The sequence below is a fragment of the Cereibacter sediminicola genome (assembly GCF_007668225.1).
Lineage (GTDB): Bacteria > Pseudomonadota > Alphaproteobacteria > Rhodobacterales > Rhodobacteraceae > Cereibacter_A > Cereibacter_A azotoformans.
On record NZ_VDEK01000020.1, the window covers coordinates 34,027 to 56,102 of the forward strand.

24 protein-coding genes are annotated in these 22,076 nt (G+C 71.7%); 7 read left to right on the forward strand and 17 right to left on the reverse strand.

Annotated features, from left to right (window positions below):
- Positions 1-353 precede the first annotated feature (353 nt).
- From FG154_RS13495 to FG154_RS13515, 6 genes are all read right to left on the reverse strand, one after another.
- Positions 354-749 carry an HMA2 domain-containing protein gene (locus FG154_RS13495; RefSeq protein WP_145108824.1) on the reverse strand — a complete coding sequence of 132 codons (396 nt, stop codon included), beginning with the start codon at positions 747-749 and terminating at the stop codon, positions 354-356.
- A gap of 180 nt (positions 750-929) precedes the next feature.
- Positions 930-3,041 carry a heavy metal translocating P-type ATPase gene (locus FG154_RS13500; RefSeq protein ID WP_145108827.1) on the reverse strand — a complete coding sequence of 704 codons (2,112 nt, stop codon included), beginning with the start codon at positions 3,039-3,041 and terminating at the stop codon, positions 930-932.
- 4 nt (positions 3,042-3,045) lie between these two features.
- Positions 3,046-3,438: a hypothetical protein gene (locus FG154_RS13505; RefSeq protein ID WP_145108830.1), complete on the reverse strand. Its 393-nt coding sequence runs from the start codon at positions 3,436-3,438 to the stop codon at positions 3,046-3,048.
- Between the two features lie 4 nt (positions 3,439-3,442).
- Entirely contained in the window at positions 3,443-3,613 is a 171-nt protein-coding gene (locus FG154_RS21070; protein ID WP_186312370.1) for a hypothetical protein, read from the reverse strand.
- A gap of 3 nt (positions 3,614-3,616) precedes the next feature.
- Positions 3,617-3,799 carry a hypothetical protein gene (locus tag FG154_RS13510; protein WP_145108833.1) on the reverse strand — a complete coding sequence of 61 codons (183 nt, stop codon included), beginning with the start codon at positions 3,797-3,799 and terminating at the stop codon, positions 3,617-3,619.
- Positions 3,796-4,347 (reverse strand): hypothetical protein, encoded by a 552-nt coding sequence (locus tag FG154_RS13515; RefSeq protein ID WP_145108836.1) that lies wholly within the window; start codon positions 4,345-4,347, stop codon positions 3,796-3,798. The genes FG154_RS13510 and FG154_RS13515 overlap by 4 nt, the downstream gene beginning before the upstream one ends.
- Before the next feature lie 215 nt (positions 4,348-4,562).
- On the opposite strand from FG154_RS13515, the gene FG154_RS13520 reads away from it, so the two are divergent.
- Together FG154_RS13520 and FG154_RS13525 are read left to right on the forward strand one after the other, a co-directional pair.
- The gene (locus FG154_RS13520) at positions 4,563-4,805 is read left to right on the forward strand and encodes a FeoA family protein (protein ID WP_145108839.1); all 243 of its coding nucleotides are present in this window, start codon (positions 4,563-4,565) and stop codon (positions 4,803-4,805) included.
- Between the two features lie 195 nt (positions 4,806-5,000).
- Positions 5,001-5,489: a ferredoxin reductase domain-containing protein gene (locus FG154_RS13525; RefSeq protein ID WP_145108842.1), complete on the forward strand. Its 489-nt coding sequence runs from the start codon at positions 5,001-5,003 to the stop codon at positions 5,487-5,489.
- 22 nt (positions 5,490-5,511) lie between these two features.
- Here the strand turns inward: FG154_RS13525 and FG154_RS13530 are convergent, their stop codons facing one another.
- The 6 genes from FG154_RS13530 to FG154_RS13555 all read right to left on the reverse strand — a co-directional run bounded on the left by FG154_RS13530 (position 5,512) and on the right by FG154_RS13555 (position 11,953).
- Positions 5,512-5,904: a hypothetical protein gene (locus tag FG154_RS13530; RefSeq protein WP_145108845.1), complete on the reverse strand. Its 393-nt coding sequence runs from the start codon at positions 5,902-5,904 to the stop codon at positions 5,512-5,514.
- Positions 5,904-8,096 carry a TonB-dependent receptor family protein gene (locus FG154_RS13535; RefSeq protein ID WP_246100275.1) on the reverse strand — a complete coding sequence of 731 codons (2,193 nt, stop codon included), beginning with the start codon at positions 8,094-8,096 and terminating at the stop codon, positions 5,904-5,906. Before FG154_RS13535 ends, FG154_RS13530 begins: the two co-directional genes overlap by 1 nt.
- Positions 8,097-8,168: 72 nt before the next feature.
- Positions 8,169-9,416 (reverse strand): NnrS family protein, encoded by a 1,248-nt coding sequence (locus FG154_RS13540; protein ID WP_145108909.1) that lies wholly within the window; start codon positions 9,414-9,416, stop codon positions 8,169-8,171.
- Positions 9,417-9,421: 5 nt separating this feature from the next.
- Entirely contained in the window at positions 9,422-10,162 is a 741-nt protein-coding gene (locus tag FG154_RS13545; RefSeq protein ID WP_145108851.1) for an ABC transporter ATP-binding protein, read from the reverse strand.
- Complete coding sequence (locus tag FG154_RS13550) at positions 10,162-10,971, reverse strand: ABC transporter permease (protein ID WP_145108853.1); 810 nt, start codon at positions 10,969-10,971, stop codon at positions 10,162-10,164. Before FG154_RS13550 ends, FG154_RS13545 begins: the two co-directional genes overlap by 1 nt.
- 7 nt (positions 10,972-10,978) lie before the next feature.
- Positions 10,979-11,953 carry an ABC transporter substrate-binding protein gene (locus FG154_RS13555; RefSeq protein WP_145108856.1) on the reverse strand — a complete coding sequence of 325 codons (975 nt, stop codon included), beginning with the start codon at positions 11,951-11,953 and terminating at the stop codon, positions 10,979-10,981.
- A 201-nt stretch (positions 11,954-12,154) separates the two neighbouring features.
- Here FG154_RS13555 and FG154_RS13560 point away from each other — a divergent pair, with 201 nt between their 5' ends.
- Positions 12,155-12,631, forward strand: a complete 477-nt coding sequence (locus FG154_RS13560) for a hypothetical protein (RefSeq protein WP_145108859.1) — start codon at positions 12,155-12,157, stop codon at positions 12,629-12,631.
- 173 nt (positions 12,632-12,804) lie between these two features.
- On the opposite strand, the gene FG154_RS13565 is transcribed toward FG154_RS13560, so the two are convergent.
- From FG154_RS13565 to hutW, 5 genes are all read right to left on the reverse strand, one after another.
- Complete coding sequence (locus FG154_RS13565) at positions 12,805-13,167, reverse strand: hypothetical protein (protein ID WP_145108862.1); 363 nt, start codon at positions 13,165-13,167, stop codon at positions 12,805-12,807.
- A 6-nt stretch (positions 13,168-13,173) separates the two neighbouring features.
- Entirely contained in the window at positions 13,174-15,186 is a 2,013-nt protein-coding gene (locus tag FG154_RS13570; protein ID WP_145108865.1) for a TonB-dependent receptor, read from the reverse strand.
- A 123-nt stretch (positions 15,187-15,309) separates the two neighbouring features.
- A complete protein-coding gene (locus FG154_RS13575) occupies positions 15,310-16,200 on the reverse strand; it encodes a Rossmann-fold NAD(P)-binding domain-containing protein (protein WP_145108868.1) in 891 nt (296 codons plus the stop codon).
- A complete protein-coding gene (hutX, locus tag FG154_RS13580; RefSeq protein WP_246100277.1) occupies positions 16,197-16,739 on the reverse strand; it encodes a heme utilization cystosolic carrier protein HutX in 543 nt (180 codons plus the stop codon). The genes FG154_RS13575 and hutX overlap by 4 nt, the downstream gene beginning before the upstream one ends.
- Before the next feature lie 50 nt (positions 16,740-16,789).
- Positions 16,790-18,166: a heme anaerobic degradation radical SAM methyltransferase ChuW/HutW gene (gene hutW / locus FG154_RS13585; protein WP_246100279.1), complete on the reverse strand. Its 1,377-nt coding sequence runs from the start codon at positions 18,164-18,166 to the stop codon at positions 16,790-16,792.
- Positions 18,167-18,434: 268 nt separating this feature from the next.
- On the opposite strand from hutW, the gene FG154_RS13590 reads away from it, so the two are divergent.
- Genes FG154_RS13590 through FG154_RS13605 form a run of 4 tightly spaced genes read left to right on the forward strand, consistent with a single transcriptional unit; the run spans position 18,435 to position 22,060 of the window.
- Positions 18,435-19,385, forward strand: a complete 951-nt coding sequence (locus FG154_RS13590; RefSeq protein ID WP_186312371.1) for a ChuX/HutX family heme-like substrate-binding protein — start codon at positions 18,435-18,437, stop codon at positions 19,383-19,385.
- A complete protein-coding gene (locus tag FG154_RS13595; protein ID WP_145108877.1) occupies positions 19,382-20,212 on the forward strand; it encodes a heme/hemin ABC transporter substrate-binding protein in 831 nt (276 codons plus the stop codon). The genes FG154_RS13590 and FG154_RS13595 overlap by 4 nt, the downstream gene beginning before the upstream one ends.
- A 28-nt stretch (positions 20,213-20,240) precedes the next feature.
- Positions 20,241-21,263 (forward strand): FecCD family ABC transporter permease, encoded by a 1,023-nt coding sequence (locus FG154_RS13600; protein WP_145108917.1) that lies wholly within the window; start codon positions 20,241-20,243, stop codon positions 21,261-21,263.
- Positions 21,263-22,060 carry a heme ABC transporter ATP-binding protein gene (locus FG154_RS13605; protein WP_145108880.1) on the forward strand — a complete coding sequence of 266 codons (798 nt, stop codon included), beginning with the start codon at positions 21,263-21,265 and terminating at the stop codon, positions 22,058-22,060. The genes FG154_RS13600 and FG154_RS13605 overlap by 1 nt, the downstream gene beginning before the upstream one ends.
- The last annotated feature ends 16 nt before the right edge of the window (positions 22,061-22,076 follow it).

A 22,076-nucleotide genomic window follows, 5' to 3' on the forward strand; every position in this document is an offset into this window, starting at 1 on the left:
GCCGCGCCGTCAATGCGCCGGCTGCTGCCCGATTGGTTGCGAACCTCATCCGCGACCTTTCGGCGCAGGGGGCGAAGGGCAAGGCATCTTGCCAGAACAGAAAGTCGCGCGCCGGGCCCCCTTGGCGGGTCCATGCAGGGACGAAGGCTCATTGGCGAGAGCAAGGGCGCCGATCGTCGAACGCTGGTTCGGAGCTTCGAGCGACGTCGTTCACGGGCGCGCGTCGGGACACAGCCCACTGGTGGCGTTATTGGCAGTCCGGATCTCCTGGCGCGAACCCGCGCCACGCACATCGATCAGAGCGAAACGCCCCGACCGATTGCGGGGCCGGGAAAGAGCCCGGTCGTGCGCCTTCAGCGTCCGAGCAGAACGGTCCGCAGGCTGTACTCGAGCGTCCGCTGCACGATGGTGGCGAACATCGCCTGTCCCACCATCTCGCCGACGCTGCGCGAGACGTTTTCGCCGATGCGGCCGCGGGCGGCGGCGGGCACCGGCGTCTCCAGCGGGACGCGGCTGACCTCGGGCGGCTCGCTGTGGGCACGCAGCACCTCGACCACCCGGTCGAGCGGGGCGAGGGCGCGATCGTAATGCACGACCACCGATGCCGCGGCGGGGTTGATCTCCACCCGCTCGACGCCCTCGATCGCGCGCAGGGCGGACACCAGAGCCTCGCGCAGGGTAGCAGCCTTCGGCATGCCGGGCACCCGGAAACGGGCGCGGCCCGGGACATGGTGGACGAAGTAGGACATGCCGTATGCCTCCTGAACTTGTGCCGGACCCCGACGGCCGGGACTGCATCTTACCCGACAAAAACCGTAGGAAACAAATCGGGGGCCGTCAATGTTCTTTTTCCGGCACAGGGGTCCGGGACGGCACATGAAAACGCGCGCAGCCCGGGCTGCGCGCGTTTTCAACGGGCATTGCCGTTTTCAGCGGCGTTCCTGCTCCGGCAGCCCGGCCCGGGCGAGCGCATGGGCCAGGAGCGCGATGGTCGAGCCGTTGTGCATGAGCGAGGCTGCGGCCGGCGCCAGCCACCCCGCCGAGGCCGCCGCGAAGAGGCCGGTATTCACCGCCATCGCGATCCTGAAGTTGGTGTCGATGATCTGCATGGCGCGCGTGGCGCCCTCGCGCGCATCGGCCACCAGCCCGATCCGATCGTCCATCAGGATGATGTCGGCCGTCGCGCGGGCAATGTCGGCGCCCAGCGGCATGGCGATGCCGACATGGGCCGCGGCCAGTGCGGGGGCATCGTTGATCCCGTCGCCCACGAAGACAACGCGCCGGCCTTCGCGCTTCATCGCCGTGACGATCTCGGCCTTGTCCTCGGGCTGAAGCTCGGCCAGCACCTGATCCAGCCCGAGCGCCGCCCCCATCGCCTCGGCCCGGCCGCGCCGGTCGCCCGAGAGCATCACGATCCGCGACACGCCCGAGGCGCGCAGCCGGTCGATGGTGGCGCGGGCGTCCGCCCGCAACTCGTCGCGCAGGCCGATCATGCCGATCGGCCGCGTGCCGTGGCCGATGAAGAGCACCATCTTGCCCGCCTCCGCCAGCCTGTCGACGGCGCAGCCGTGGGCGGCGAAGGAGACGCCCAGCTCTTCAAGGAAGCGGCGGCTGCCGAGGCGGACCATCGCCCCCTCGACCTCGGCGAACAGCCCGCGTGCGACCTCGGTGCCGACGTCGCCGTGCGGCAGGTGGCCGGTGCCCTCGCGCGTGCCCGCCGCCGCCACGGCCTTGGCCACGGGATGCGAGGAATGCTCCTCAATCGAGGCCGCCAGCGCCAGCAGCCGCCGCGCCTCCCAGTCGGGATCGAGCGAGATCACATCGGTCACCACCATCGCGCCGTGGGTCAGCGTGCCGGTCTTGTCGAAGACCACCGTGTCGATCTGAGCGAGCTTTTCCAAACAGGGGCCGCCCTTGATCAGCACCCCCGCCCGCGCGCCCTTGGCCATGGTCGCCCGCACCGCAACCGGCGTCGTCAGCTTCACCGGGCAGGCGTAGTCGATCAGGAACACCGAGGCGAGGCGCTTCACGTCCCGCGTCAGGATCAGCGTCGCCAGCCCGATGCCGAGCGTGGTGTAGACCCGGCGGTTGGCGTTCTCCTCAGCCAGCCGCTCGCCCTCGGATCGCGTGGTGAGCGACTCGTGGATGAAGGCCGCGATCCGTGCCGTCGTCGTCTCGTCGCCGACGCGCTGCGCCTCGATCCTGAGCCGCCCGCTCTCGACGGTCGAGCCTGCGATCATCGCGGCGCCGGTCTCCTTGATCACCGGCAGGCTCTCGCCCGTCACGGAGGCCTCGTTGACCTGCGCCCGACCGTCGATCACCACGCCATCGACGGGCACCAGCTCGCCGGCGCCAACCACGACCGTGTCGCCGGTCACGACCTCGCGGAAGGGGATGCGAAGCGTCTCGCCCTCCCGTTCCACCCAGACCGTCTCGGGGTGCGGTTCGAGTAGCGCCTGCAACAGCGAGGTGGCGCGGCGGGCGGTGGTTTCCTCGAGATACTCCCCGCCCGACATCAGCGTGTCTGTGAAAAGCGCGGTGCGGAAGCCGCCGCGCGCCGCGCCGATGCCCACGGCAAGCGCATCGAGCACCTCGACGGTGATCCCGTGGGTCACCAGCGATCTCGCACCCGTCAGAAGCCGCGGCGCGATCATCGCCCAGGCGGCGGCGGTGCCGAGCCGCGCCGGCAGCGCCGGCAAGGTCGCGATCAGCGCAAGGCGCAGCACCAGCGGCCAGAGCCGGGGCTCCTCCTCGTCGTCGAAATGGGCGGGCGCAGGACGCGGCACGGCATGGGCCAGCACGGCCGGCGGACCGCCCGCTATCCGCAGCACCGCACTCCGGGTCTCGGCCCGGCCGTCATGCTCGACCACCAGCGACCGGGCGGCGGCGTTCAGGCGCGCCGAGCGCACGCCTGGCAGGGTCAAGACCGCCTCGGCGAGGCTCGGGCCGAAGCCCGCCGACCGCAGGCGCAGCCGGCAGGGCAGTTCATGAGCAATCTCGACCGGCGCGGCCGGTTCGATAAGGCGTTCCGGCCGCGACATCGGATCACTCACCCTTGTGGGCGCGAACCTCGGCCTCGGCGTCGCGGAACCGCTCGCGGGTTTCCTGCAGCCCGCCCTGCAGCCCCATCCATAGCTGCATCGCGCCCCGCATCACGCTGCGCTGCACCGCCTCGTTCGAGAGGACATAGGTGATCGCGCCCCCCACCAGCAGCCCGGCCACGAAGCGGCCGTTCAGCATCGATGCATTGGCGGGCGTCGCGGCGGCCTGCGCGGTCGGTTGTGCTGTCGGGGGCCAACCTGCGGCGGGTTGCGGCCAAGGGGCAGGCTGTGCGGCCCAGCCCGGTCCGGGCCAGCAGGCGCTGCGCGGCACGCGGGCACCGCCCGGCGCCGGCGCGTAGCCGGGATACATGACATAGACGGGGGGGTCGCTGCTCATGGTCTCAGGCCTCCGGCGCGGACGTTTCGGATTTCCGGCCGCGGCCGGCAAGGTAGAGCGCGCCGACGCCGGCCGCGATCACCCCGGCCAGGCCGAGCAGCGGCGTCCGGCGCGCGACATGGGCGGCGGTGCCGATCACGACACCCGCGCCCGCACCGATCGCCGCATGTTTCATGGCCTACGAGATCGCGCTGTTGCGGGGGATCGAGCCGTCGGTCACCGAGGGGCTCTGGCTGTAGACGCTCCAGACCGTGGCGGCCATCGCCCCGGTGGCGCCCGCGCGCAGCACCGCATCGGCCGGCGGCACCATCCGCTCGACCTGTCGGGTCGCCACCCGGGTGTAATGCTGGATCGAACTCATGACTTGCGCTCCTCGCTGCCGGGCGTCCTGCCCGCTTCCCCCGACGCCATGAGGGCGCCGAGGATCGACCGGATGGCCGGGATATTGGCCACGAGCAGACCGGCTGCCGCGCCGAACATCGCGCCCTTCCAGAACTCGTGATCGCATGCGCCGAGAAGCCGGCCGATGGTGTCGGCCTTCACCTCGCCCCTGGCGAACTGCTCGAACATCTCCTGCATCGCCTCGGTATCGAGGCCGCCCGCGGTCGCGTCCGGCTGCGGTGCGGGATGCCCGCCGGGCATTGCGGCCCCCGGGGGGTAGCCCCAGCCGGGAAAGGGCGCGGCCACCGGGGGCACTTCGGGACCGTAGTAGTACCAGCCAGGGGGCGGTGCCGGGGGCCAGCCCGCCGCACCCGGATGGGCCGCGAATGCCGCGCCACCGAGCTGCTGCGCCCATCCCGGCGGCACCGCCTGAGGGGCTGCGGCGCCCCAACCGGGCCCGCAGCCCCAGCCCGGCGGCGGTCCCCAGCCGGAGGCGTCGCGCTCCTCATGATCGTTCTTGTCCGACATTCCGCACTTTCTTTCTGGTTGCCCTCGCCGAAGGTTCGAGCGTGCGGCTCTCGAATCCTTGATGCAGATCAACCCGGTGCGGGCCGCAGGACTGGAGGTGGTCGTTTGCAGGCAGATCGGCGGCGGGGTGCGTCAAGCTGACGCCCGCGAAAGCCCGACAAAAACACTAAACCGGAGCCGAACGGGTAGGGCCGCGGGGGGCGGAAACAGAATCAATGCATTCAGGACAGATTCCGCTGGCGATGGTGCCCGAAGGGCGGCGGGCGATGGTGATCGCGCTTGTAGGAGGATCCGGGATGCGCCGCCGGATGGCAGATCTCGGGATCCTTCCCGGCCACGAGCTGCAGGTGGTTCGCGGCGGCGAGTGGGGTCCACTGATCGTCCTGGTGGGCGAGACGCGACTGGCCCTTGGACAGGAGGTCTCGCGCAAGATCTTCGTGATGCCCGTGCAGTCCTGACGCAGGAACAACGAGCGCAATCAGTTGGTGACCGCCTGGACGGATCGGGCGCGCATCGGCCCGTCGCCTTCCGGCGGATGGTGCTGCTCCGGTTCCCCCGGCCCACGGCCGCTGCCATCCGCCGGTTTGACACCGATCCGGTGCCCGTATATTCCGACAAAAATACTAAGGTTAGCGCCTCGGAGCATCCTCATCATGACGGCCTTTGACCCGGAACTGGCTGATCTCGCGAGTCGCGCGGCGCGCGCCGGCCGGGTGGCATTCTTTGCCGAGGAAGAGGCCATTCCCATGCTCGTCAGGCTGATCGGCCTCTTGCCCGATGATACGGCGGGCCATGCCTTCATGTCCTCCGCCGATCCGATGGCGGGCGTGCTCGCGGGGCCGCGCGGCCTCCATCTGCGCCGGGTTGGTCGGGGCGGGTCCTCCGGGCTCTTGCATCGGCTCGAGACGCTGGCATCGCCGGCAGCCGGCGGTCCGCGCTTCGTCTGGTTCGGTGGCCGGCCCGGCAACGCGCTTGAGGCACAGGCCATGCTCGCCGCGGGCGCGCGGCCTGTCGGGCAGGATTTCGCCGTCTCGGTCTGTGCCCACTGCCCGCTGAGGCAGGCCGTGCTGGGACGTGCGGCCGCACCGCAGCGGGCCGCGGCCCCTGTGCCCTCGCCGCGTCGCGCGCCGAAAGCGGGTTGACCGCAAAGCGCCCGCCGACGGCCTACCTGCGGCCGATGGCGATGAGCGCCCCCGCCAGTGCGGCCAGCGCCACGGCAGGCGCCCAGAGCACGATCGCCGAGCCGATGCCGAGCCGATCCAGCGCAAGGAAGCCGCGTGCGGGTCCTGCCGCCCAGTGCAGCGCCAGCATCAGCCCGGTGCCCGGCACGCTCCAGAGCAGCGCCGCGAGCGGGCGGCGCCCGAGGAACCCCGCGCCCAGGTGCAGCAACATCACCGGACCCGCGCCGCGCACTGCCGCTCCGAGTGCGGTCGCAAGCATCAGCGCCGAGACCCGGATGTCGAAGGGCCAGAGCGCGCCCCGCCATGTCACCGCCGCGAGGCCCGCGGCGATGACGAGGAGCGCGGCGAAGCCAAGGGCCAGAATCCGCGCCCGCATCAGAAGGTCATCCGCGCGCCGAGGTAGAACGCCCGCCCTTCGCCCGGCAGGAATGCCGCCTGTCCGGTCGCCGCGGTATCGACCGTCAGCGTCGAGGCGGCGTAGTGCGCGTCGGTCACATTGGTGATCTCGGCCAGCAGCGAGAGCCGCTCGTTGACCCGATATTCGCCCCGCAGGTCGGCCAGCAGGTAGCTCTCGGCCCAGAGCGTGTTGGCATTGTCCACCGGCACGTCATCCACCCATTTCAGCACCCCAGTCAGTGTCAGCTCCGGCGCGACCTCCCAGCCCAGCGTCGCCGAGACCACATTTTTCGGCGCCCCGGCAAGGCGGTTGTCGCCATGGGTGGCGTCATCGTCGAAGCGGAAGTCCTGCCAGGTCCAGGCCAGCCGCCCGGCAAGGCCCGGTGCCAGCTCCGCCGCGAGTCCGGCCTCGAGCCCGCTGTGGCGCGTGCGTTCGGCATTGACCGAGGCAAGCGTGGCGCCGGTCAGGTCGCGCAGCGACAGGATCTCGTTCTCGATGCGCGAGTGATAGGCGGTTACGTCCCAGCCGATCCCGCCCCGCGTCCCACGCCAGCCAAATTCGAGCGTTTCAGCCACCTGCGCCTCGAGGTCGGGCGTGGAGAACATCGCGCCAGCCGTGACCGGCGTGGGCCGCCCCGGTCCGGTGTTCGGCGTGCCGTTGACGGTCGCCAGCAGGTCGTCCTGCGTCGGCGACTCGAAACTGCGCGAGACCGAGGCCCAGAGTGTCTGATCCTTGGAGGGCTGCCAGGTCAGCGCCAGCGACGGGCTCCACCCCGAGTAGCTGCGCGCGTAGCCGGTTGCGGCGGTGGGCACCGCGCCGTCGGGCAGCCGCATTCCGGGCATCATCGGGTTGTAGCCGACCGTCGGCCGCGTCGGGTCCGTCCAGAGGTCGTCGTTGTCCCGCGTGGCATGGGTGAAGCCGAGGCCGGGCGAGAGCGTGAGCCCCGGCGCCAGTGGCAGGTTCGCCCCGGCATGAAGTGCCAGTGTCGAGGAGCCGAGCGTATTCTCGCCAAACTTCGGCCCGGCCTTGCCGCCGAGGTTGTGGAAATAGCTGCGGTTGGCGGTGCCGACCGACCAGCGCGCTGTGGCCTCGATGAGCGGCAGCGGCCCGTCCCCCCTCAGCGCGTAGCGCGCCGACAGCGTGCCGTCGAGACTGTCGGTGTCGCGCATCCCGGCCGAGATCGGGAAGGCGAAGCGGTCGTCGGTGCGGCTGGCAGAGAGGCCGAAGTCCCACAGATGCCGGCCGAGGTCGATCGTGGTGCGGCCGCCCGCAAGGATCTGCGTCGTCTCGCGGAAGGGCCAATCGCGCAGCACGTTCGGCCCCGGACTGGTCGGCAGCCCGCCGACGATCACCGGCCCTCCGTGGACGCCGGCCGGATCGTTCTCCAGCGCCTCGGCGGTGACGGGCCCGGGGATCTCGAAGCTCAGGTCGGTGGCGGTGACGAAGAGCCGGGTGGAGGCCGCGCCGGTAGCGACGTCAAGCGTGCCGCCCAGCACGGCGCGGCGCGAGGCGTTGTTGGCCTCGCGGAAGCCATCGCCCTCACTCAGCTCGAAGCGCAGCAGCCCGTCGGCCTGCGCGCCGTCGAAGGCGGTGCTGCCCGCGAGGCTCCGGCGGCCGAAGCTGCCGGCGGCTGCGGTCAGGGTCGTGCCCGGCGCGGTCGCGGCCGAGGGCGAGATCAGGTTGATCGCGCCGCCCAGCTGCGCGGCCCCCAGCCGGTTCGCCGCCGCCCCGCGCCAGACCTCCAGCGCCTCGGCCTGTCCGGGCGCGGCAAGGCCCACGACATAGGCGCCGTCAGCCCGGTTCACCGGCATCCCGTCCTGCAGCACCAGAAGCCCGCGCTCGGTCGGGTTCTGCTGCAGCCCCGAGCCGCGGATCTGCAGCCGCGGCTGGTCGTTGCCGCCGAAGAACTCCTGCACGACCACGCCGGGCAGCGCGACCAGCGTCTCGGCCATCGTCGGTGCCGGGCCGCCGGGCGGGGCCACCACCGAGGCGCCGCCGGGCGCCGCGAAGATCCGCGCGCGCAGCGCCTCGATCCGCGCGGCGGCGGCATCGAGCGCCTCGACCACGATCGGCGCCAGCTCGATATCCGCGCCCGGTCCCGCCGATTGCGCGAAGGCGGGCGTCACCGCGGTCGCCAGTATCAGGGCCATCGGCCCCGTCCGTCCTGTCATCATCGTCTCCATGAGGTTCGGCGCGGGTGTCTGGCGGGGCGGGGCCCGTGGCTGGCACGCAAGGTCAAGGGGTCAGCAGGCTCTGCCGGCGCCGAGCGTCCGCGGGTCGCGGATCGAGGGCCAGGCGGCGGAGAGCCAAAGAAGGAAGGCTGCCGCCCAGAGGAGGCTCGCCACCGCATGGCCCGGCCAGCCGGCGAGCGGGGCGAGGATCCCGGCCTCGGGCAGCACCCGGACAAGGCAGGCCACGACCAGCGCCACCATCGCGAGGCGCATCGCCAGCGGCAGGCCGAGGCCCATCCCGGTATGCATCCGCGTGGCGATCGACAGCACCGCCAGCACGCCGAGCCCCAGCCCGCCCATCAGCGCCAGATGCGCGCCGCCCGCCTCGGTCAGCGGCAGGCCAAGATGCGCCGCGCCGATCCAGACCAGCCCCGCGCCCGCCAGCGCCGAGGCGCCCGAGAGCGCGAGGATCTCGGCCCGGACGCTCTCGCGGCCGATGAAGCCCTCGGCCGTCCGGTCGAGGAAGGCGGCCCCGGCGGCGATCCAGAGCCAGCCGCCGACCGCCTCGGAGATCCCGGCAAGCTGACCCGTCAGCGCCAGCGCGACAAGGCCCGCGGAGAGGTTCATCCGGCCGGGATGCGGACGGTAGGGCGAGGTCTCGCCCGTGGGATCGAGCACGAGGTTGGTGACCGCCACCGCGATGCGGGCAAGCGACAGGGCCAGCACGCCCAGGAGCACGAAGCCCCCCGCCTGCGCGCCGGCGATGGCCATTCCGGCATCGCCCGAGATCATCCCGATCCTTGCCCAGACGGCCGCGGCAAGCAGGGCCAGAAGCCAGCCGGTGAAGGCCAGAAGCCGGGTCGTCCGCCGTCGCCATGAGAGGTGCATCAGCCAGACGGGCAGCGCTGCCAGCCACAGAAGATCCGACGCCGAGGCGAGGGGCAGCAGCAGGTCCGACCCCACCAGCCCGACCCCCCGCGCCACCATCCAGGCCAGCGCCATCAGCCAGAGCACCCGCCCGCGCGGCCGCTCGGTATCGCTCCATTCCGGAACCGCTGTCAGCAGGAAGCCGATCAGCGCGGCGCCGAAACTGCCCCAGATCATCTCGACCCGGTGCCAGACGCCGGCCGGCAGGTCGGTCGCGCCCAGAAGGCCGTAGCCCTGCACCACTACCCAGACCACCGGCCAGAGCGCGGCATGCAGCGCGGCCAGCGGAAAGAACAGCCGGAAGCCCTCGTCGCCGACGATCCCGGACAGCGTCGGAACCGGAGGCGGGTTGAGCGGGGGCGGGGCGCGCAGCCCGGTCAGCAGGGGATCCATCGCGCTCACGCCAGCCGCCTTTCGTCGATGTCATGGATGCGGCGGAAGAGCGGATCGGCCAGCCAGCCCTGCACCCGCGCGAAGATCTCGGCGTCGCTGCGTGCGCCGGGCGTGCCGGGGACGGTGCGGCTGCCCAGGATGCCGCGGCCGCCCGCGTCCAGCACCAGGATGCGATGGGCGATCCGCGCGGCCTCGGCCAGATCATGCGTGACGAAGAGCGCCGCGAACTCGCCCGTGGCGGCGGCGGCGATCACCAGATCCTGCATCCGGCGGCGCAGCGCCACGTCGAGCGCGGTGAAGGGCTCGTCGAAATGGATGAAGTCGGGACGCGCGACCAGAGCCCGGGCGATGGCCGCGCGCTGGCGCATCCCGCCCGACAGCTCCACCGGATATTTCCCCAGATCGGCGGGATCGAGCGCCACACGCGCCGCCGCATCCTCGGCCGCCGTCCGCGCGGCGCGGCGCGTGTGCCCGGCGATCCGCAGCGGATAGGCGATGTTGTCGCGCGCAGTGGCCCAGGGCAAGAGCCGCGGCTCCTGGAAGACCATTGCCTGCCGGCGCCAGCCCCGCGTCACCCGGCCCTCGACAGGCTCCACGAGCCCCGCGGCGATATGGACGAGCGTGGACTTGCCCGAGCCCGAGGGGCCGACCAGCGCCACCACCTCGGAGGGCGCGACCGTCAGATCCACCTTCGCCAGAACCGCCCGGCCGAGGAAGGCATGGCCCACGCGCTGCATCGCCAGCATCACCGCTTCACCCCCCAGGGCCGCGCCGCCTCGCGCCAGCGCTCCAGTTCGGCCCGCACCGGATGGATCAGGCCGTATTCCACCGCCACAAGCGCCGCGACGGTCAGGATTACCCAGGCCAGCGCCTCGGCGATGTCGAGGTTCGCGCGCGCCAGCGCCAGTGCCCCGCCGATGCCGCCCGCGTTGGCCAGAAGCTCGGCCATGACCGCCACCTTGAAGGCCGAGCCGAGGCCGAGGATCAGTGCCGGGAAAAGGTGCATCAGCACCTGTCGGAGCCCGACGGTCAGGAAGCGCCGCAGCGGCCCCGCGCCGAAGGCCTCGGCCATCGCGTCAAGCCCGCGGTCGCGCGCGGCCACGCCCTCGGCGGCGCCGGCGAACAGCACCGGCAGAGTGCCCACCGCCACCGTCACCACCACCGTCCCGTCGGTTGCGCCGAACCAGATCATCGCCAGCACGATCCAGGCGATCGGCGGCACCCCGAGGATCACCGTGATCAGCGGCCGCGCCAGCCGCATCGTCGCCGGCGAATAGCCCGCGGCGATACCCGCAGCCCCTCCGGTCAGCGCCGAGAGGCCGAAGCCCTGCAGCGCGCGGGCCGTGGTCTCCGCCGCCAGCCGCCATGTCTCGGCCTCGGCCAGCAGCGCCGCGACGGCGGTGAAGGTCGCCAGCGGCGCGGACAGGATGAAGTCGCCGTAAGTCTCGTGGCCCGCCTGCCAGAGCGCCGCCAGCAGCGCGAGGCCCGCCACGCCCGACCAGCCGCCCCAGAGGAAGCGGAAGATGCGCTCGAGCCGGGAGAGGACGAAGCCCATCGCGCCCTCAGACCAGATAGAAGCCGTCGCCGGGCAGGCCGCCGCCGATCAGCTTCGGATCGGCGGCGGCCAGCGCCGCCAGCATCGCCTCGATCTGCGGCCGCGCCACGCGCGCAGGCCGCGCCACCAGCGCCGAGCGCGGGATCGAGCGCGCAAGGACCGGGGCGGGTATGCCCAGATGCCGGGCGGCCGAGGCCGCGGCGGCGGCGGGGTCGGCCAGCACCGCGGGCAGCACCCGCGCGAGCGCCTCCTGCAGCAGGGCCGGCGCCTCGGGGTTCGCCGCAAGGAACGTCGCGGTGATCCCCAGCCCGGCCTGCGGCAGCGAAGCGCCGAGCCCGGTGATCCGCCCCCATTCGCCGGTGAGGTCGAGCACGCGATGGAGCGCGCGGCCCGACTGCTCGGCCTTCATCTCGGCCAGCGACGCCGCGGGTTCGGGCAGCAGCGCCACCTCGGCCCGGCCGGTCAGCAGAAGCTGCGCTGCCTCGATCGGCGTGCCGGCCCCGATCAGGGTCAGGTCGGCCTCGGACAGCCCCCGCTCGGCCAGCAGCCGGCGCAGCAGGATGTCGGGCATGTCGTTGCGGAACGGCACCACGACCCGCCGGCCCCTGAGCGCGGCCACGTCGGTGATCGAGGCATCGCCAGACAGCATCCCCGTCAGCCCGTCGGTCATCACATTGACAAGGCCCAGCCCCAGCCCGCGGTTGTGGAGGTTCGCCGCCACCTGCACCGGCAGGATCGTGACCTGCATCGTGCCCGAGGTCAGCCCCGCGCGCATCTCGTCGGGGCTGCGCCAGGGACGGAAGCTGACCTCGGCCGCCAGCCCTGCGAAGGCGCCGACAGCGACCGCATGGGCCAGCGTGATCGAGGGTCCGGCCGGCGGTCCGGATAGCTCGAGCCGCGCCGGCGCGGCGCGCGCCAGCGCCGGTGCCGCCAGTGCCGCCACCGCCGTGGCCAGAAACCGCCGCCGTCCGAAATTGCCCATCGCCTGCCTCCGTTCCTGGCTGGCCACAGCCTTAGGCGCCCCCGGCAGGGGCAAGTTTGTCCTGGCGCAAACTGCGGCTTGATTTATCCGATAAAAACAGTCAGTCATTTCTGACCCAGCCAGCGCGCATCCCCAACGGCGCCCCAGCCCCGGCAGATCGCATCATCCCGCGCCCAAGCGGCGCCGAGGCCGGAGATACCGATGACCCATACCGACCCCCGCCAGCGCGACGCCCAGGGCTGCCGCAAGGGCAAACTCTTGTCCGACTGCGGCTTTGACGAGGTCGAGCGGCGCGCGCTCACGCTCATGCGTCACCTCTTTGCCGGGATGGCGCAGAACCGCCCGCCGGGCGCGCCCGAGGCCGTCATGCTCGCCCGCACCCTCCTGGGGCCTGCGAAAGGCGACCAGGCCATGGCGGCGCTGCTGGGCTTCGTCCAGACCATGTCCCTCTCGCGGAGCGAGCCCTTCCGCTACGCCAATCCCTTCTGCTCCGGCTGCGCCGCGCGGATCACGGCTGACGAGGAGCGGCTCGTGCGCGTCCTGCACCACGTCCGCCGCGGGCAGGAGGGCCGGGCGATGATCCATGCGTTGATGCTCTGCGAGGCACGGCCGATCGGCCCGCTGATCGAGGCAGCCCATGACGTGCATCGGGCCGCGGAACCCGCGCGCTTCGCCTGAACGCGCGATCCCTCGACGGGAGAAGAGGTGCCCCGGATCCGGTCGAGGACCGAAGGCGCCTCTGGCGCCACCGCCCCCCCCCGTGCCGGAGGCGTGCCACTCCCGCGGCTTTCGATCCGAGCCAGGCACCATGAGGGTGCGTCACCCGGCGGCTTCCGCCGGGTGATGTCGTCTCAATCGCCGGCCAGAACCTTCTGCGCCGAGCGGCCGCAATGCACCACCGGCGTGGCCTCGGGCTCTGGCGTGCAGGCTGCGCCCCCGGCCAGTGGCGCGACGGTGAAGCCGCCCGATGCGGGAAGCTCCACCCGATAGCGGTTGACCTCGGTTTCCGGCGCGGCGCCGTGCTCGAAGGGGGTGAGCCGCAGGCCCGTTTCGCCGCAGACCGCGGCGAGTGGGGGCCGGCCTGACCGGGTGAGAATGGCGGTGCCGGTGGTCCGCGCCAGCGCGCAGTCCTCCGCCCCCGCCTGCTCGCTCAGGGTCACGCGGGTCGCGCCGTCATCGGTCAGTGTCAGGACAAGAAGTGCCGTCTTCAGCATGGCGCCTCAGAACGTCTTGGTGAGGAACAGGTTGATCGACCGCTCGGCGCCCGGCAACTGCGCATAGGGGCTGTAGGACCGGTCGGTCAGGTTGTTCAGTTCCGCCACCAGCGACAGGTCGTTGCCGAACTCCACATCCGAGCGCAGGTTCAGCGTGCCGTATCCCGCGGCCGAGGCGGCGACCGTCCCCGATGAACCGCGGTAGTCCACCGCGCTCTCGCCCCGAAGGAACAGGTCGAACGTGCCCGACAGTGCGGCGGTCTGCCAGCCCTTCCGCACCCCGATCCTGCCGGCAAACTCGGGGCTGCCGCTGTCGAAGGTGCTGAACCCGTTGGAATAGGTCAACTCTCGGCGCAGCGCCGCGACCGAGACATAGGGCGTGAGACCCCACTGCTCCAGCTCGTGCTCGGCGTGAAGCTCGAGACCCCAGCTTCGCGCCTCGTCGACGTTCTGGTAGGTGTAGACGGTCCCCGTCACCGGGGCCGTCGCGATGTAGTCCCTGGCTTCGGTGTAGAATACCGTGGCATCGACCATCGTCGCCCCGGCCGAATAGCGCGCGCCAAGCTCGAAGGTTGTCGAGGTCTCGGGATCAAGGTCGGGATTGCCGACGATGGTCTGCCCGCCGCCCGTCGTCGTCAGGAACATCTGCCCGAGCGTCGGATAGATGTAGCCCTGCGACAGGTTCGCCCGGAAGGCGAGGCTGTCCGAGGGCGAATAGACAAGCCCCATCGATCCGAGCGCAAGGCTGTCCGAGGCGTCGGAGGTGGGATTTCCCACTCCATTGGTCGAGGATGCGAGATGGCTTGCGGTCACGTCATACCAGCGTCCGCCAAAGGTCGCGGTCAGCGCCTCGGTCAGGTCGATCTCGTGCTGGGCGAAGACCGAAAGCGTTTCGATCTTGGCCTCGTCGCGACGCGCAGTGGTGGTGACGAAGCCGGGCGGCGTCATGGTGGTGTCGGTCAGCTTGTCGCTCGTCAGCCGGTCGTCCTCGTATTCCAGGCCTGCGACGGTGCGGGTGTTGGGCGAAAAACTCATCTCGGCGCGCAGGTTCAGCCCGGCGGTCTCCTGCGCATCCTCGGAATTCGACAGGACCCGGATCTGCATCGGCCCCGCCGCAACGGAGACATCGTTGGTGAAGGTGCGGTCGATGGTCTGGCGGTAGAGGTCCGCGCTCAGCCGCGTCAGCCAGGGCGTGAGATCGGTGCCCTCGTAGAAGGTCGAGACCTTGCGCAGATCGCGGTGCGGCAGCTCGATGCGGAAATCCGGGCCGCCGGTGTAGACGTTCGCGGCAAGGTCATACCTCTGCGCCCTGAGCCCGAAATAGTGCTGGCCCAGCCGGTAGCCGAGATGCGCCGACAGGTTCCGGTCCTGCGTGTCCGAAGGCTCCAGCATGCCGTCCGGCGTCTTGCGGTCGCCCTGGTCCATGCGCCCGAAGCTCAGGCGGTAGTCGAAGGCGCCCGCGCCGGCCGCGAGCGTCCCCGCCGCGCTGGCCGAGAACCGGTAGCCGTCGGTCGCGGACATGTAGCCCGCGGTCGTGCTGAATTCGAGGGGCACATCGGCGCCCTTCCTGGTGATGATGTTGATCACGCCGCCGATCGCACGGCTGCCCGAAACCACCGAGGACGAGCCGCGCACCACCTCGATCCGCTCGATGGTGGTGGGATCGACGAGGATCGGCTGGCCATAGTTGGTGTGGTCGGTCAGCTTCTGCCCGTCGATCAGGATGGCCACCCGGCGCGAGGTCTCGCCGCGGATCGAGACGCGCTCGATCCCTTCCTCGTTGATCTGCACGCCCGGCACGTCGCGCAGCAGCGAGGCGATCGAGACGGGGGCCGTCTTGCTCAGGGTCTCGGCGGAAATGACGGTGATCGAGGCCGGGCTTTTCATCACCTCGGTCGGAAGTCCGGTGCCGATGACGGTGATCTGCTCGAGTTCGAGGACCTCCTGCGCCAGCGCGGCGCCCGCCGAGCCGAGGGCGGTCCCGGCAAGAAGAAGGAAGGTGAGGGAAGATCGGAACATGGTGAAGCCTTTGCGTCAGCTGTGCAGGAGATGCCTGGCAATCGGCTGGGCAGGATGTGAAGCGCCGTCAGGAACGGCGGCAGCGGGGAGGGCCGAGTCCTTCGCCGCCCTGAAGAAACCGGATCATGCCGCCTGCGCCCGCCGTTCGGCCTCGAGGATGGCGGCAAGCCCCGCGTGATGGTCGGGGTGGCGCAGAACGAACCCCGGCAGCGCCCGCAGGCGCCCGTTCAGGATCCGGCGGTTCTCGGCGTAGAAGGCCGCCATGACGGGCGGCAGGTCCGCCTCCTCCAGCGGCACCTCGGGTGGCGGGGGAAGGCCGAGCAGGGCGGCGGCATGGGCCAGAACCTCGGACGAGGCCGCGGGGCAGCCATCGGCGAGGTTGAGGATGCGCCGGCCCGCCGGATGGCTCATGGCGGACAGGACCGAGCCGGCGATGTCCTCGACATGGATGCGGTTGAACACCTGGCCCGGCTTGACGATCGCGCGCGCGCCGCCGCGCCGAAGCTGGTCGAAGGCCGAGCGCCCCGGCCCGTAGATCCCCGAGATGCGCAAGAGGTCGATCGCGGCGCCGCGGTGACGGGCCAGCGCGCTCCAGGCCCGCTCGGCCGCCACCCGCCCCAGCGCATCGGCCGATTGCGGCGCGACCGAGCGGGATTCGTCGATCCACGCCCCGCCGCAGTCGCCATAGACCGCGGTCGAGGAGAGATAGCCGATCCAGACCAGACCGGGCAGCCGCACCAGCGTCGCCCGATGCGCGAGGAAGGCCGGGCAGCCGAAGCGGCCGGGCGGCACCGAAACGAGGATGTCGGTCACCCCCTCCATCGCCTCCGCGGGAAGGGGTGCCGTGCCGTCGAACACATGGGCCGCGACGCCGTGTGCCCGCCAGTCGGCGGCGCGGGCCTCGCAGCGCACCGTGCCCGAGACGCGCATCCCCAGGGCCATCACCTGTGGCAGCAGCGCCCGGACCGAGTAGCCCAGCCCGAAGCAGAAGAGATGCCGGTCCCCGAGGTTCATGGCCGGCGCCCCGCGAACCGGGCGGCGGCGGCCTCGAAGGCCGCAACCTGCGCCGGGATCAGTTGCCGGTCCGGCCCGCGGCCGAGATAGACCTTGAACATGCAGGCGCCCGTCACGGAATAGAACTGCACCGAACGGGTGGGCGTGCCGAACAGGTGGCGGGTGACGAAGGCCACCGTCCGGCAGGCGTCGATGCGCAGATGCCCCCCGATGGGCTTGCCATTAAGGTTGAGGAAGCCGCGGCCCTCGCTGCCCTTCGGCAACTCGCCCTTGGCCTCGAGGATCACGTCGCCCGTGTTCACGACCAGCGTGATCTCGCCCCAGCCCGCGATCTCGTCCATCACCTCGACGAAGAGGCTGCCCGGCAGGCACAGCGCCTCGCCCGCGGGCAGGGCGGCCAGCACCTCGGAGGGCGTGGTGCCGGTGCGGGCGGCCACATCCTCGAGCGCCGACCCCGGATTGGCCTCGAGATCGGCCCGGATCGCGGCAAGCGCGGCGGGGGGGCAGGGTGAACTGGCTTCAGGGGTCATGACGGACATGAGGATCTCCTTGCGGACGGGGATGGACGGAAGCAGAGGTGCCGGAACGCTCATCCCGGCACCGCCCGGTGTCGGGGACTTTCCTGGATGAGCCACTGGATCAGGTGTCCGGTCAGCGTCACCTGCCAGAAGCGCCCGGCAAGGGTCAGGTCCAGGAAGCGGTGGTTCGGGCGCATCAGCCCCGCCTCGCACCACTGGTCGAGAAGCGGCGCCGCGACGGCTGCGAAGTCGGTTCCCAGCGCCTGCGACACCGGAAGCGGGTCAAGCCGACCCCGCTCCATCCCCGACCGCAGCGCGTTCAGCGCCGGGGCAAGCGGCCCCGCCTGCATCATGCCCGTGGTCAGGCAGCCGCCGCTGCCGGCGCGGTCGAGGTAGTCGGCAAGCCGGGGAAGGATGCGGAAGCCCGTGCCGCCGAGGTTGCCCCCCGCGCCCGCGCCGAAGGCAAGGCAATGGGCGCCCGACTTGGCCTCGAAATTGTAGATGTTGCGCTCGCGCGTGCCCTGCCGCCAGTGCGAGCACGACAGCCAGCGCCAGCCGGCCCGGTCCATCGCCTCGGCGCCGGCGCGGTAGAACCGCCCCAGATGGTCGCGCGGCGCCGGTGTCAGCTTGCCCTTCTCCTGCGCCACCAGAAGCGGGGTGCCGGGGATCAGGTTCAGCGCATAGAGGTCGATCCCGTCGAGCCCGAGGCCCGCCGCCAGTCCGACATCGGCCGCGAAGCTTTCGGGCGTCTGGTCCGGCAGGCCGAACATCAGGTCGATGACGACGGCGCCGCGGTCGAGCGTCGCGAGGGCTTCGAGAAAGCGCACCGCCTCGGCGCGGCCGGCGCGGCGGCCGAGACGGCGCCGCAGGCGCTCATCGAAGCTCTGCACGCCCAGCGAAACCCGGTTCACCCCCGCGTCGAAGGCGGCGCGGGCCTTGTCGAGCCCGAAGGAGAGGATGCGGCCTTCAAGCGTGATCTCGCAGTCGGGCGCGAGCGGCAGGTGCCGCCGCACGCCCTCGATCAACCGCACGAGATCGGGCGTCGCGAGCGCCGTGGGCGTTCCGCCGCCGAGATAGACCGCGCGCAGCGGCTGGCCCTGCTGCGCCGGGGTCGTAGCGCCGCGCTCCAGTTGCGCGAGAAGCGCATCAACATAGGTCACGCCCGCGTCGGCCCGCCAGGGGTTCTGGTAAAACCCGCAGAACAGGCAATGCGTCTCGCAGAAGGAAACGTGGAGATAGGCGATCGAGGCGCCGCTGCGTGGGCGGGCGTGGATCTCATGCCAGAGCGCTTCGACCGCCTCGGGCGGGACGGGGCGCGCGCCCGTCGTTGGATGCGCGGCGCGCTTGGGCGGGAAGGCGTCGGTCAGCAGGTCGCCGCCGGTGCGGGCGAAGAACTCGGCCGCCGCTCGGGGCGCATCGGGACGGGAAAAGGGGGCTGTCGCGGTCACGATCCTGATCCGGTCCTGGGCAAGGGGCACTTGCAGGGGGCCGGGCAGGATGCTGGTGCCTGGTCGGGAAACTAACTCTTTTGACCAGCTATCCGCATCCACGGCAGAAGGCAATGGCCTCGGACCTCGCGCGGTCAACTCAACCGTCGCGGGCATCACGACCACCGTCTTGCCAAGCCCCAAAATCAGAGTAATCTGGTCAACAAATATCCGCGCTATCCAGCCGCCGGGCCAGAGAGGCGCCTTCCCGTCTTCCACCGGAGGCCCCATGCTCGACAGCGCCTTTCCCGCGATGCCCCGCCACATCACCGATCTGCCCGAGGGCCCGGTGGCGCTGACCGCTCATCCCGAGCGGCTGATCCCTTTGCTCGAGACGATGGGCAGCCTCGTTGCGGCGACCGCCAATCCGGCCTGCCGGATTGCCCGGACCGGGCCCTATCGCGACTATCAGGGCGGTGCCCATGCGGCGATGGTCTTTCACGAGGCGGTGGACTTGCGCTTCTTCCCGGCGCACTGGGTCCAGGCGCGGGCGGTCATGGCTGAAGGCGCCCGCGCCATCCATGTCTTCGATGCGGCGGGGGATGCGGTCCACTGCATCACCGCGACCGAAGGAACCGACCGGGGCCGCTGGGCGGATCTCGTGGCGAGCCTTGCCACCGACGCGCCGACGCCGCCCCTTGCCGAACGCCCCGCGCCCGAGGCTCCGCGCGCCAATCCGGCCCGTGCGGGCGAGCTGCGCGCCGACTGGAACCGGATGACCGACACCCATCAGTTCCTGCGTCTCGTCGCGCGGCTGAAGATGAACCGGCTGGGCGCCTACCGGATCGCGGGCGAGCCCCATGCCCGCGCGCTACTCCCGGATGCGGTGGCGCGGCTGCTCGGCGCGGCCTCGGCCGATGGCCTGCCGGTGATGGCCTTCGTCGGCAACCGGGGCTGCATCCAGATCCACGGCGGGCCGATCCCGGGCCTCGCGCTCGACGGCGACCGGCTGACGGTGCGCAACCCGGATCTGTCCTTCGACCTCGACTGCGCGCGGATCGCCGAGGTCTGGGCGGTGACCAAGCCGACGCGCGCCGGCCCAGCCGTGTCGGTCGAGTTTTTCGAAGCGGATGGCAGCCTGATCGCCCAGCTCTTCGGGATGCGGCGGGCGGGCGAGGCCGCCGTCGCCGCCTGGGAAGCCCTCGTCGCCACCGAGACCACGGCCGGGGCGCGGGCATGATCCGGCTGATCGGCGTCCTTGCGCTGGCCCTCGCTTCGCCCGCGGCGGCCGAGCCGCAGCGCATCCTGTCGATCGGCGGTGCGGTGACCGAGATCGTCTACGCATTGGGGCAGCAGGATCGTCTGGTCGGCCGCGACACGACCTCGAGCTGGCCGCCCGAGGCCGGGGCGCTGCCGGACGTGGGCTACATGCGTGCGCTCTCGCCCGAGGGGGTTCTGTCGCTTGTCCCCGACCTGATCCTTGCGGAAGCGGGCGCGGGACCGGCCGAGGCGATGGAGGCGATCCGCGCCGCCTCGGTGCCGGTGGTGACGGTGCCGGACGTGCTGTCGCCGGAAGGGGTTGCCGACAAGATCCGCACCGTGGCCGAGGCGCTGGGGCAGCGCGACCGGGGCGAGGCGCTGGCCGGCACGGTGCTGGCCGAGATCGAGGCGGTGGCGGCCAGCACCTCGGCCGAGCCGCAGAAGCGCCGGGCGGTGTTCCTGCTCTCGACCACCGGCGGCCGGTTGATGGCGGCGGGCGAGGGAAGCTCGGCCGAGGTCATGCTGCAGCTTGCCGGCGCCGAGAATGCGCTGTCCGGCTTTCAGGGCTACAAGCAGGTCTCGGACGAGGCGATGATCGCGGCGGCGCCCGACGTGGTGGTGATGATGGCGCGCGACGAGACGCCCGCGGCCGCGGACATCTTCGCCCTGCCCGCGCTGGCCGCGAGCCCCGCGGCGTCGGGACGGCAACTGGTGACGCTGGACGGCCTGTTCCTTCTGGGCTTCGGACCGCGGACCGGCCAGGCGGTGCGCGCGCTGCATGACGCGCTCTATCCGGCGGGGGGCTGAGGTGACGGCCCTCGCGCCCCGGCTCGACATGGCTCCGCTTCGGCCGCCCCTTCCGCTGGCGCTCGCCCTGCTGGTGCTGGCGCTGCTGGCGGCCGGCGGCTTCAGCCTGTTTCACGGCGCGACCGACGCCTCGCCGCTGGCGCTGCTGACCGGCGAGGCGAGCGCGCGCGACCGGCTGATCGTCGTCGACATCCGCCTGCCGCGGCTGGCTATGGCGGCGCTGGTGGGCGCTGCGCTGGCGGTGTCCGGCGCGCTGATGCAGGGGCTGTTCCGCAACCCGCTGGCCGATCCGGGCCTTGTGGGGGTGGGCGCCGGCGCGGGGCTTGGCGCGGTATGCGCGATCGTGCTGGGCAGCCTGATGCCGCCCGCGCTGGCGGCTCTGGCCGGGACCTACGCCGTTCCGGTCGCGGCCTTTGCCGGCGGCTGGATCTCGACGCTTCTGCTTTACCGCGTGACCACACGGAACGGGCGGACCTCGATGGCGACCATGCTGCTTGCGGGGATCGCGCTGGGGGCGCTGGCGGGGGCGCTGACCGGGGTGCTGATCTACCTTGCCGACGACCGGCAGCTGCGCGACCTGACCTTCTGGGGGCTCGGCTCGCTGGCTGGCGCGACCTGGACCAAGCTCGCCGCAGCGGCACCCCTGATGCTGGCGGCGCTGGCCGCGGCACCCCTGCTGGCACGCGGTCTGAACGGTCTTGCGCTGGGAGAGGCGGCGGCGGGCCACATGGGCATCCCGGTCGAGCGGGTGAAGTCCGGCGCCATCGTCCTTGTCGCCGCGGCGGTCGGGGCGGCGGTGGCGGTTTCGGGCGGCATCGGCTTCGTGGGCATCGTCGTGCCGCACCTGCTGCGGCTGGTGATCGGGCCGGATCATCGCGGCCTGCTGCCAGCCTCGGCGCTACTGGGCGCGCTGGTGCTGATCCTGGCCGACACGCTGTCGCGCAGCATCGTGGCCCCGGCCGAGCTTCCGATCGGCATCGTCACCGCCGTCATCGGCGCGCCGGTCTTCCTCTGGATCCTGCTGCGGCGACGCAGCCTTCTGGACCTCTGATGCTGAGCGCAGACAACATCTCGGTCAGCTTCGGCCGCGCGCGGGTTCTGGAGGGCGTCGGCTTCACCGCCTGTCCGGGCGAGGTGACGGCCATCGTGGGGCCGAACGGGTCGGGCAAGACGACGCTTCTGCGCGCCATGACCGGTGAGCTGCGTCACGCCGGCCGAGTCAGCCTGAATGGCCACGACTGCGCGGGGCTGAAGGGCTGGGAGATGGCCTTGCTCCGCGCCGTGCTGCCGCAGGCGACGGCGCTGGCCTTCCCGTTCACTTTGGCCGAAGTGGTGCGGATGGGCCTTTCGGCCGGGCTCCATGCGGGCCGGGATGAGATCGTGCGGGCGGCGCTCGCCGCGGTCGACCTCGCCCATGCGGCGGGGCGGTTCTTCCAGGAACTGTCAGGCGGCGAGCAGGCACGTGGCCATCTTGCCCGCGCCCTGGCGCAGGTCTGGGAGCCGGTGGTGGACGGCGCCCCGCGCTGGCTGTTCCTCGACGAGCCGGTGGCGAGCCTCGACATCGGTCACCAGTTGCAGGTGATGGACCTCGTCAGCCGCTATGCCGCCCGCGGCGGCGGGGTGGTGGCGGTGATGCACGACCTGAACCTGACCGCCATGTTCGCGAACCGGGTGACGCTGCTCGACGCCGGCCGCGTTCTGGCCGAGGGCACCCCCGCCGAGGTGCTGACCGACGGCCATCTCTCGACGGCCTACGGCGCCGCGCTCCGCGTCAACCGGATCCCGCAGCAGGGCACCGTCTTCCTGTTGCCGCAGGCCGCGGGCGGGCGAGAGGCGCGCATCTCCTGACGCCGAGGCGCCACGG

Excerpts from the sequence above, each read along its gene's own strand:
- FG154_RS13495 (WP_145108824.1), bottom strand. The coding sequence starts at position 749 with ATGTCCTACTTCGTCCACCATGTCCCGGGCCGCGCCCGTTTCCGGGTG.
- FG154_RS13500 (WP_145108827.1), bottom strand. The coding sequence starts at position 3,041 with ATGTCGCGGCCGGAACGCCTTATCGAACCGGCCGCGCCGGTCGAGATT.
- FG154_RS13505 (WP_145108830.1), bottom strand. The coding sequence starts at position 3,438 with ATGAGCAGCGACCCCCCCGTCTATGTCATGTATCCCGGCTACGCGCCG.
- FG154_RS21070 (WP_186312370.1), bottom strand. The coding sequence starts at position 3,613 with ATGAAACATGCGGCGATCGGTGCGGGCGCGGGTGTCGTGATCGGCACC.
- FG154_RS13510 (WP_145108833.1), bottom strand. The coding sequence starts at position 3,799 with ATGAGTTCGATCCAGCATTACACCCGGGTGGCGACCCGACAGGTCGAG.
- FG154_RS13515 (WP_145108836.1), bottom strand. The coding sequence starts at position 4,347 with ATGTCGGACAAGAACGATCATGAGGAGCGCGACGCCTCCGGCTGGGGA.
- FG154_RS13520 (WP_145108839.1), top strand. The coding sequence starts at position 4,563 with ATGCATTCAGGACAGATTCCGCTGGCGATGGTGCCCGAAGGGCGGCGG.
- FG154_RS13525 (WP_145108842.1), top strand. The coding sequence starts at position 5,001 with ATGACGGCCTTTGACCCGGAACTGGCTGATCTCGCGAGTCGCGCGGCG.
- FG154_RS13530 (WP_145108845.1), bottom strand. The coding sequence starts at position 5,904 with ATGCGGGCGCGGATTCTGGCCCTTGGCTTCGCCGCGCTCCTCGTCATC.
- FG154_RS13535 (WP_246100275.1), bottom strand. The coding sequence starts at position 8,096 with ATGACAGGACGGACGGGGCCGATGGCCCTGATACTGGCGACCGCGGTG.
- FG154_RS13540 (WP_145108909.1), bottom strand. The coding sequence starts at position 9,416 with ATGGATCCCCTGCTGACCGGGCTGCGCGCCCCGCCCCCGCTCAACCCG.
- FG154_RS13545 (WP_145108851.1), bottom strand. The coding sequence starts at position 10,162 with ATGCTGGCGATGCAGCGCGTGGGCCATGCCTTCCTCGGCCGGGCGGTT.
- FG154_RS13550 (WP_145108853.1), bottom strand. The coding sequence starts at position 10,971 with ATGGGCTTCGTCCTCTCCCGGCTCGAGCGCATCTTCCGCTTCCTCTGG.
- FG154_RS13555 (WP_145108856.1), bottom strand. The coding sequence starts at position 11,953 with ATGGGCAATTTCGGACGGCGGCGGTTTCTGGCCACGGCGGTGGCGGCA.
- FG154_RS13560 (WP_145108859.1), top strand. The coding sequence starts at position 12,155 with ATGACCCATACCGACCCCCGCCAGCGCGACGCCCAGGGCTGCCGCAAG.
- FG154_RS13565 (WP_145108862.1), bottom strand. The coding sequence starts at position 13,167 with ATGCTGAAGACGGCACTTCTTGTCCTGACACTGACCGATGACGGCGCG.
- FG154_RS13570 (WP_145108865.1), bottom strand. The coding sequence starts at position 15,186 with ATGTTCCGATCTTCCCTCACCTTCCTTCTTCTTGCCGGGACCGCCCTC.
- FG154_RS13575 (WP_145108868.1), bottom strand. The coding sequence starts at position 16,200 with ATGAACCTCGGGGACCGGCATCTCTTCTGCTTCGGGCTGGGCTACTCG.
- hutX (WP_246100277.1), bottom strand. The coding sequence starts at position 16,739 with ATGTCCGTCATGACCCCTGAAGCCAGTTCACCCTGCCCCCCCGCCGCG.
- FG154_RS13590 (WP_186312371.1), top strand. The coding sequence starts at position 18,435 with ATGCTCGACAGCGCCTTTCCCGCGATGCCCCGCCACATCACCGATCTG.
- FG154_RS13595 (WP_145108877.1), top strand. The coding sequence starts at position 19,382 with ATGATCCGGCTGATCGGCGTCCTTGCGCTGGCCCTCGCTTCGCCCGCG.
- FG154_RS13600 (WP_145108917.1), top strand. The coding sequence starts at position 20,241 with ATGGCTCCGCTTCGGCCGCCCCTTCCGCTGGCGCTCGCCCTGCTGGTG.
- FG154_RS13605 (WP_145108880.1), top strand. The coding sequence starts at position 21,263 with ATGCTGAGCGCAGACAACATCTCGGTCAGCTTCGGCCGCGCGCGGGTT.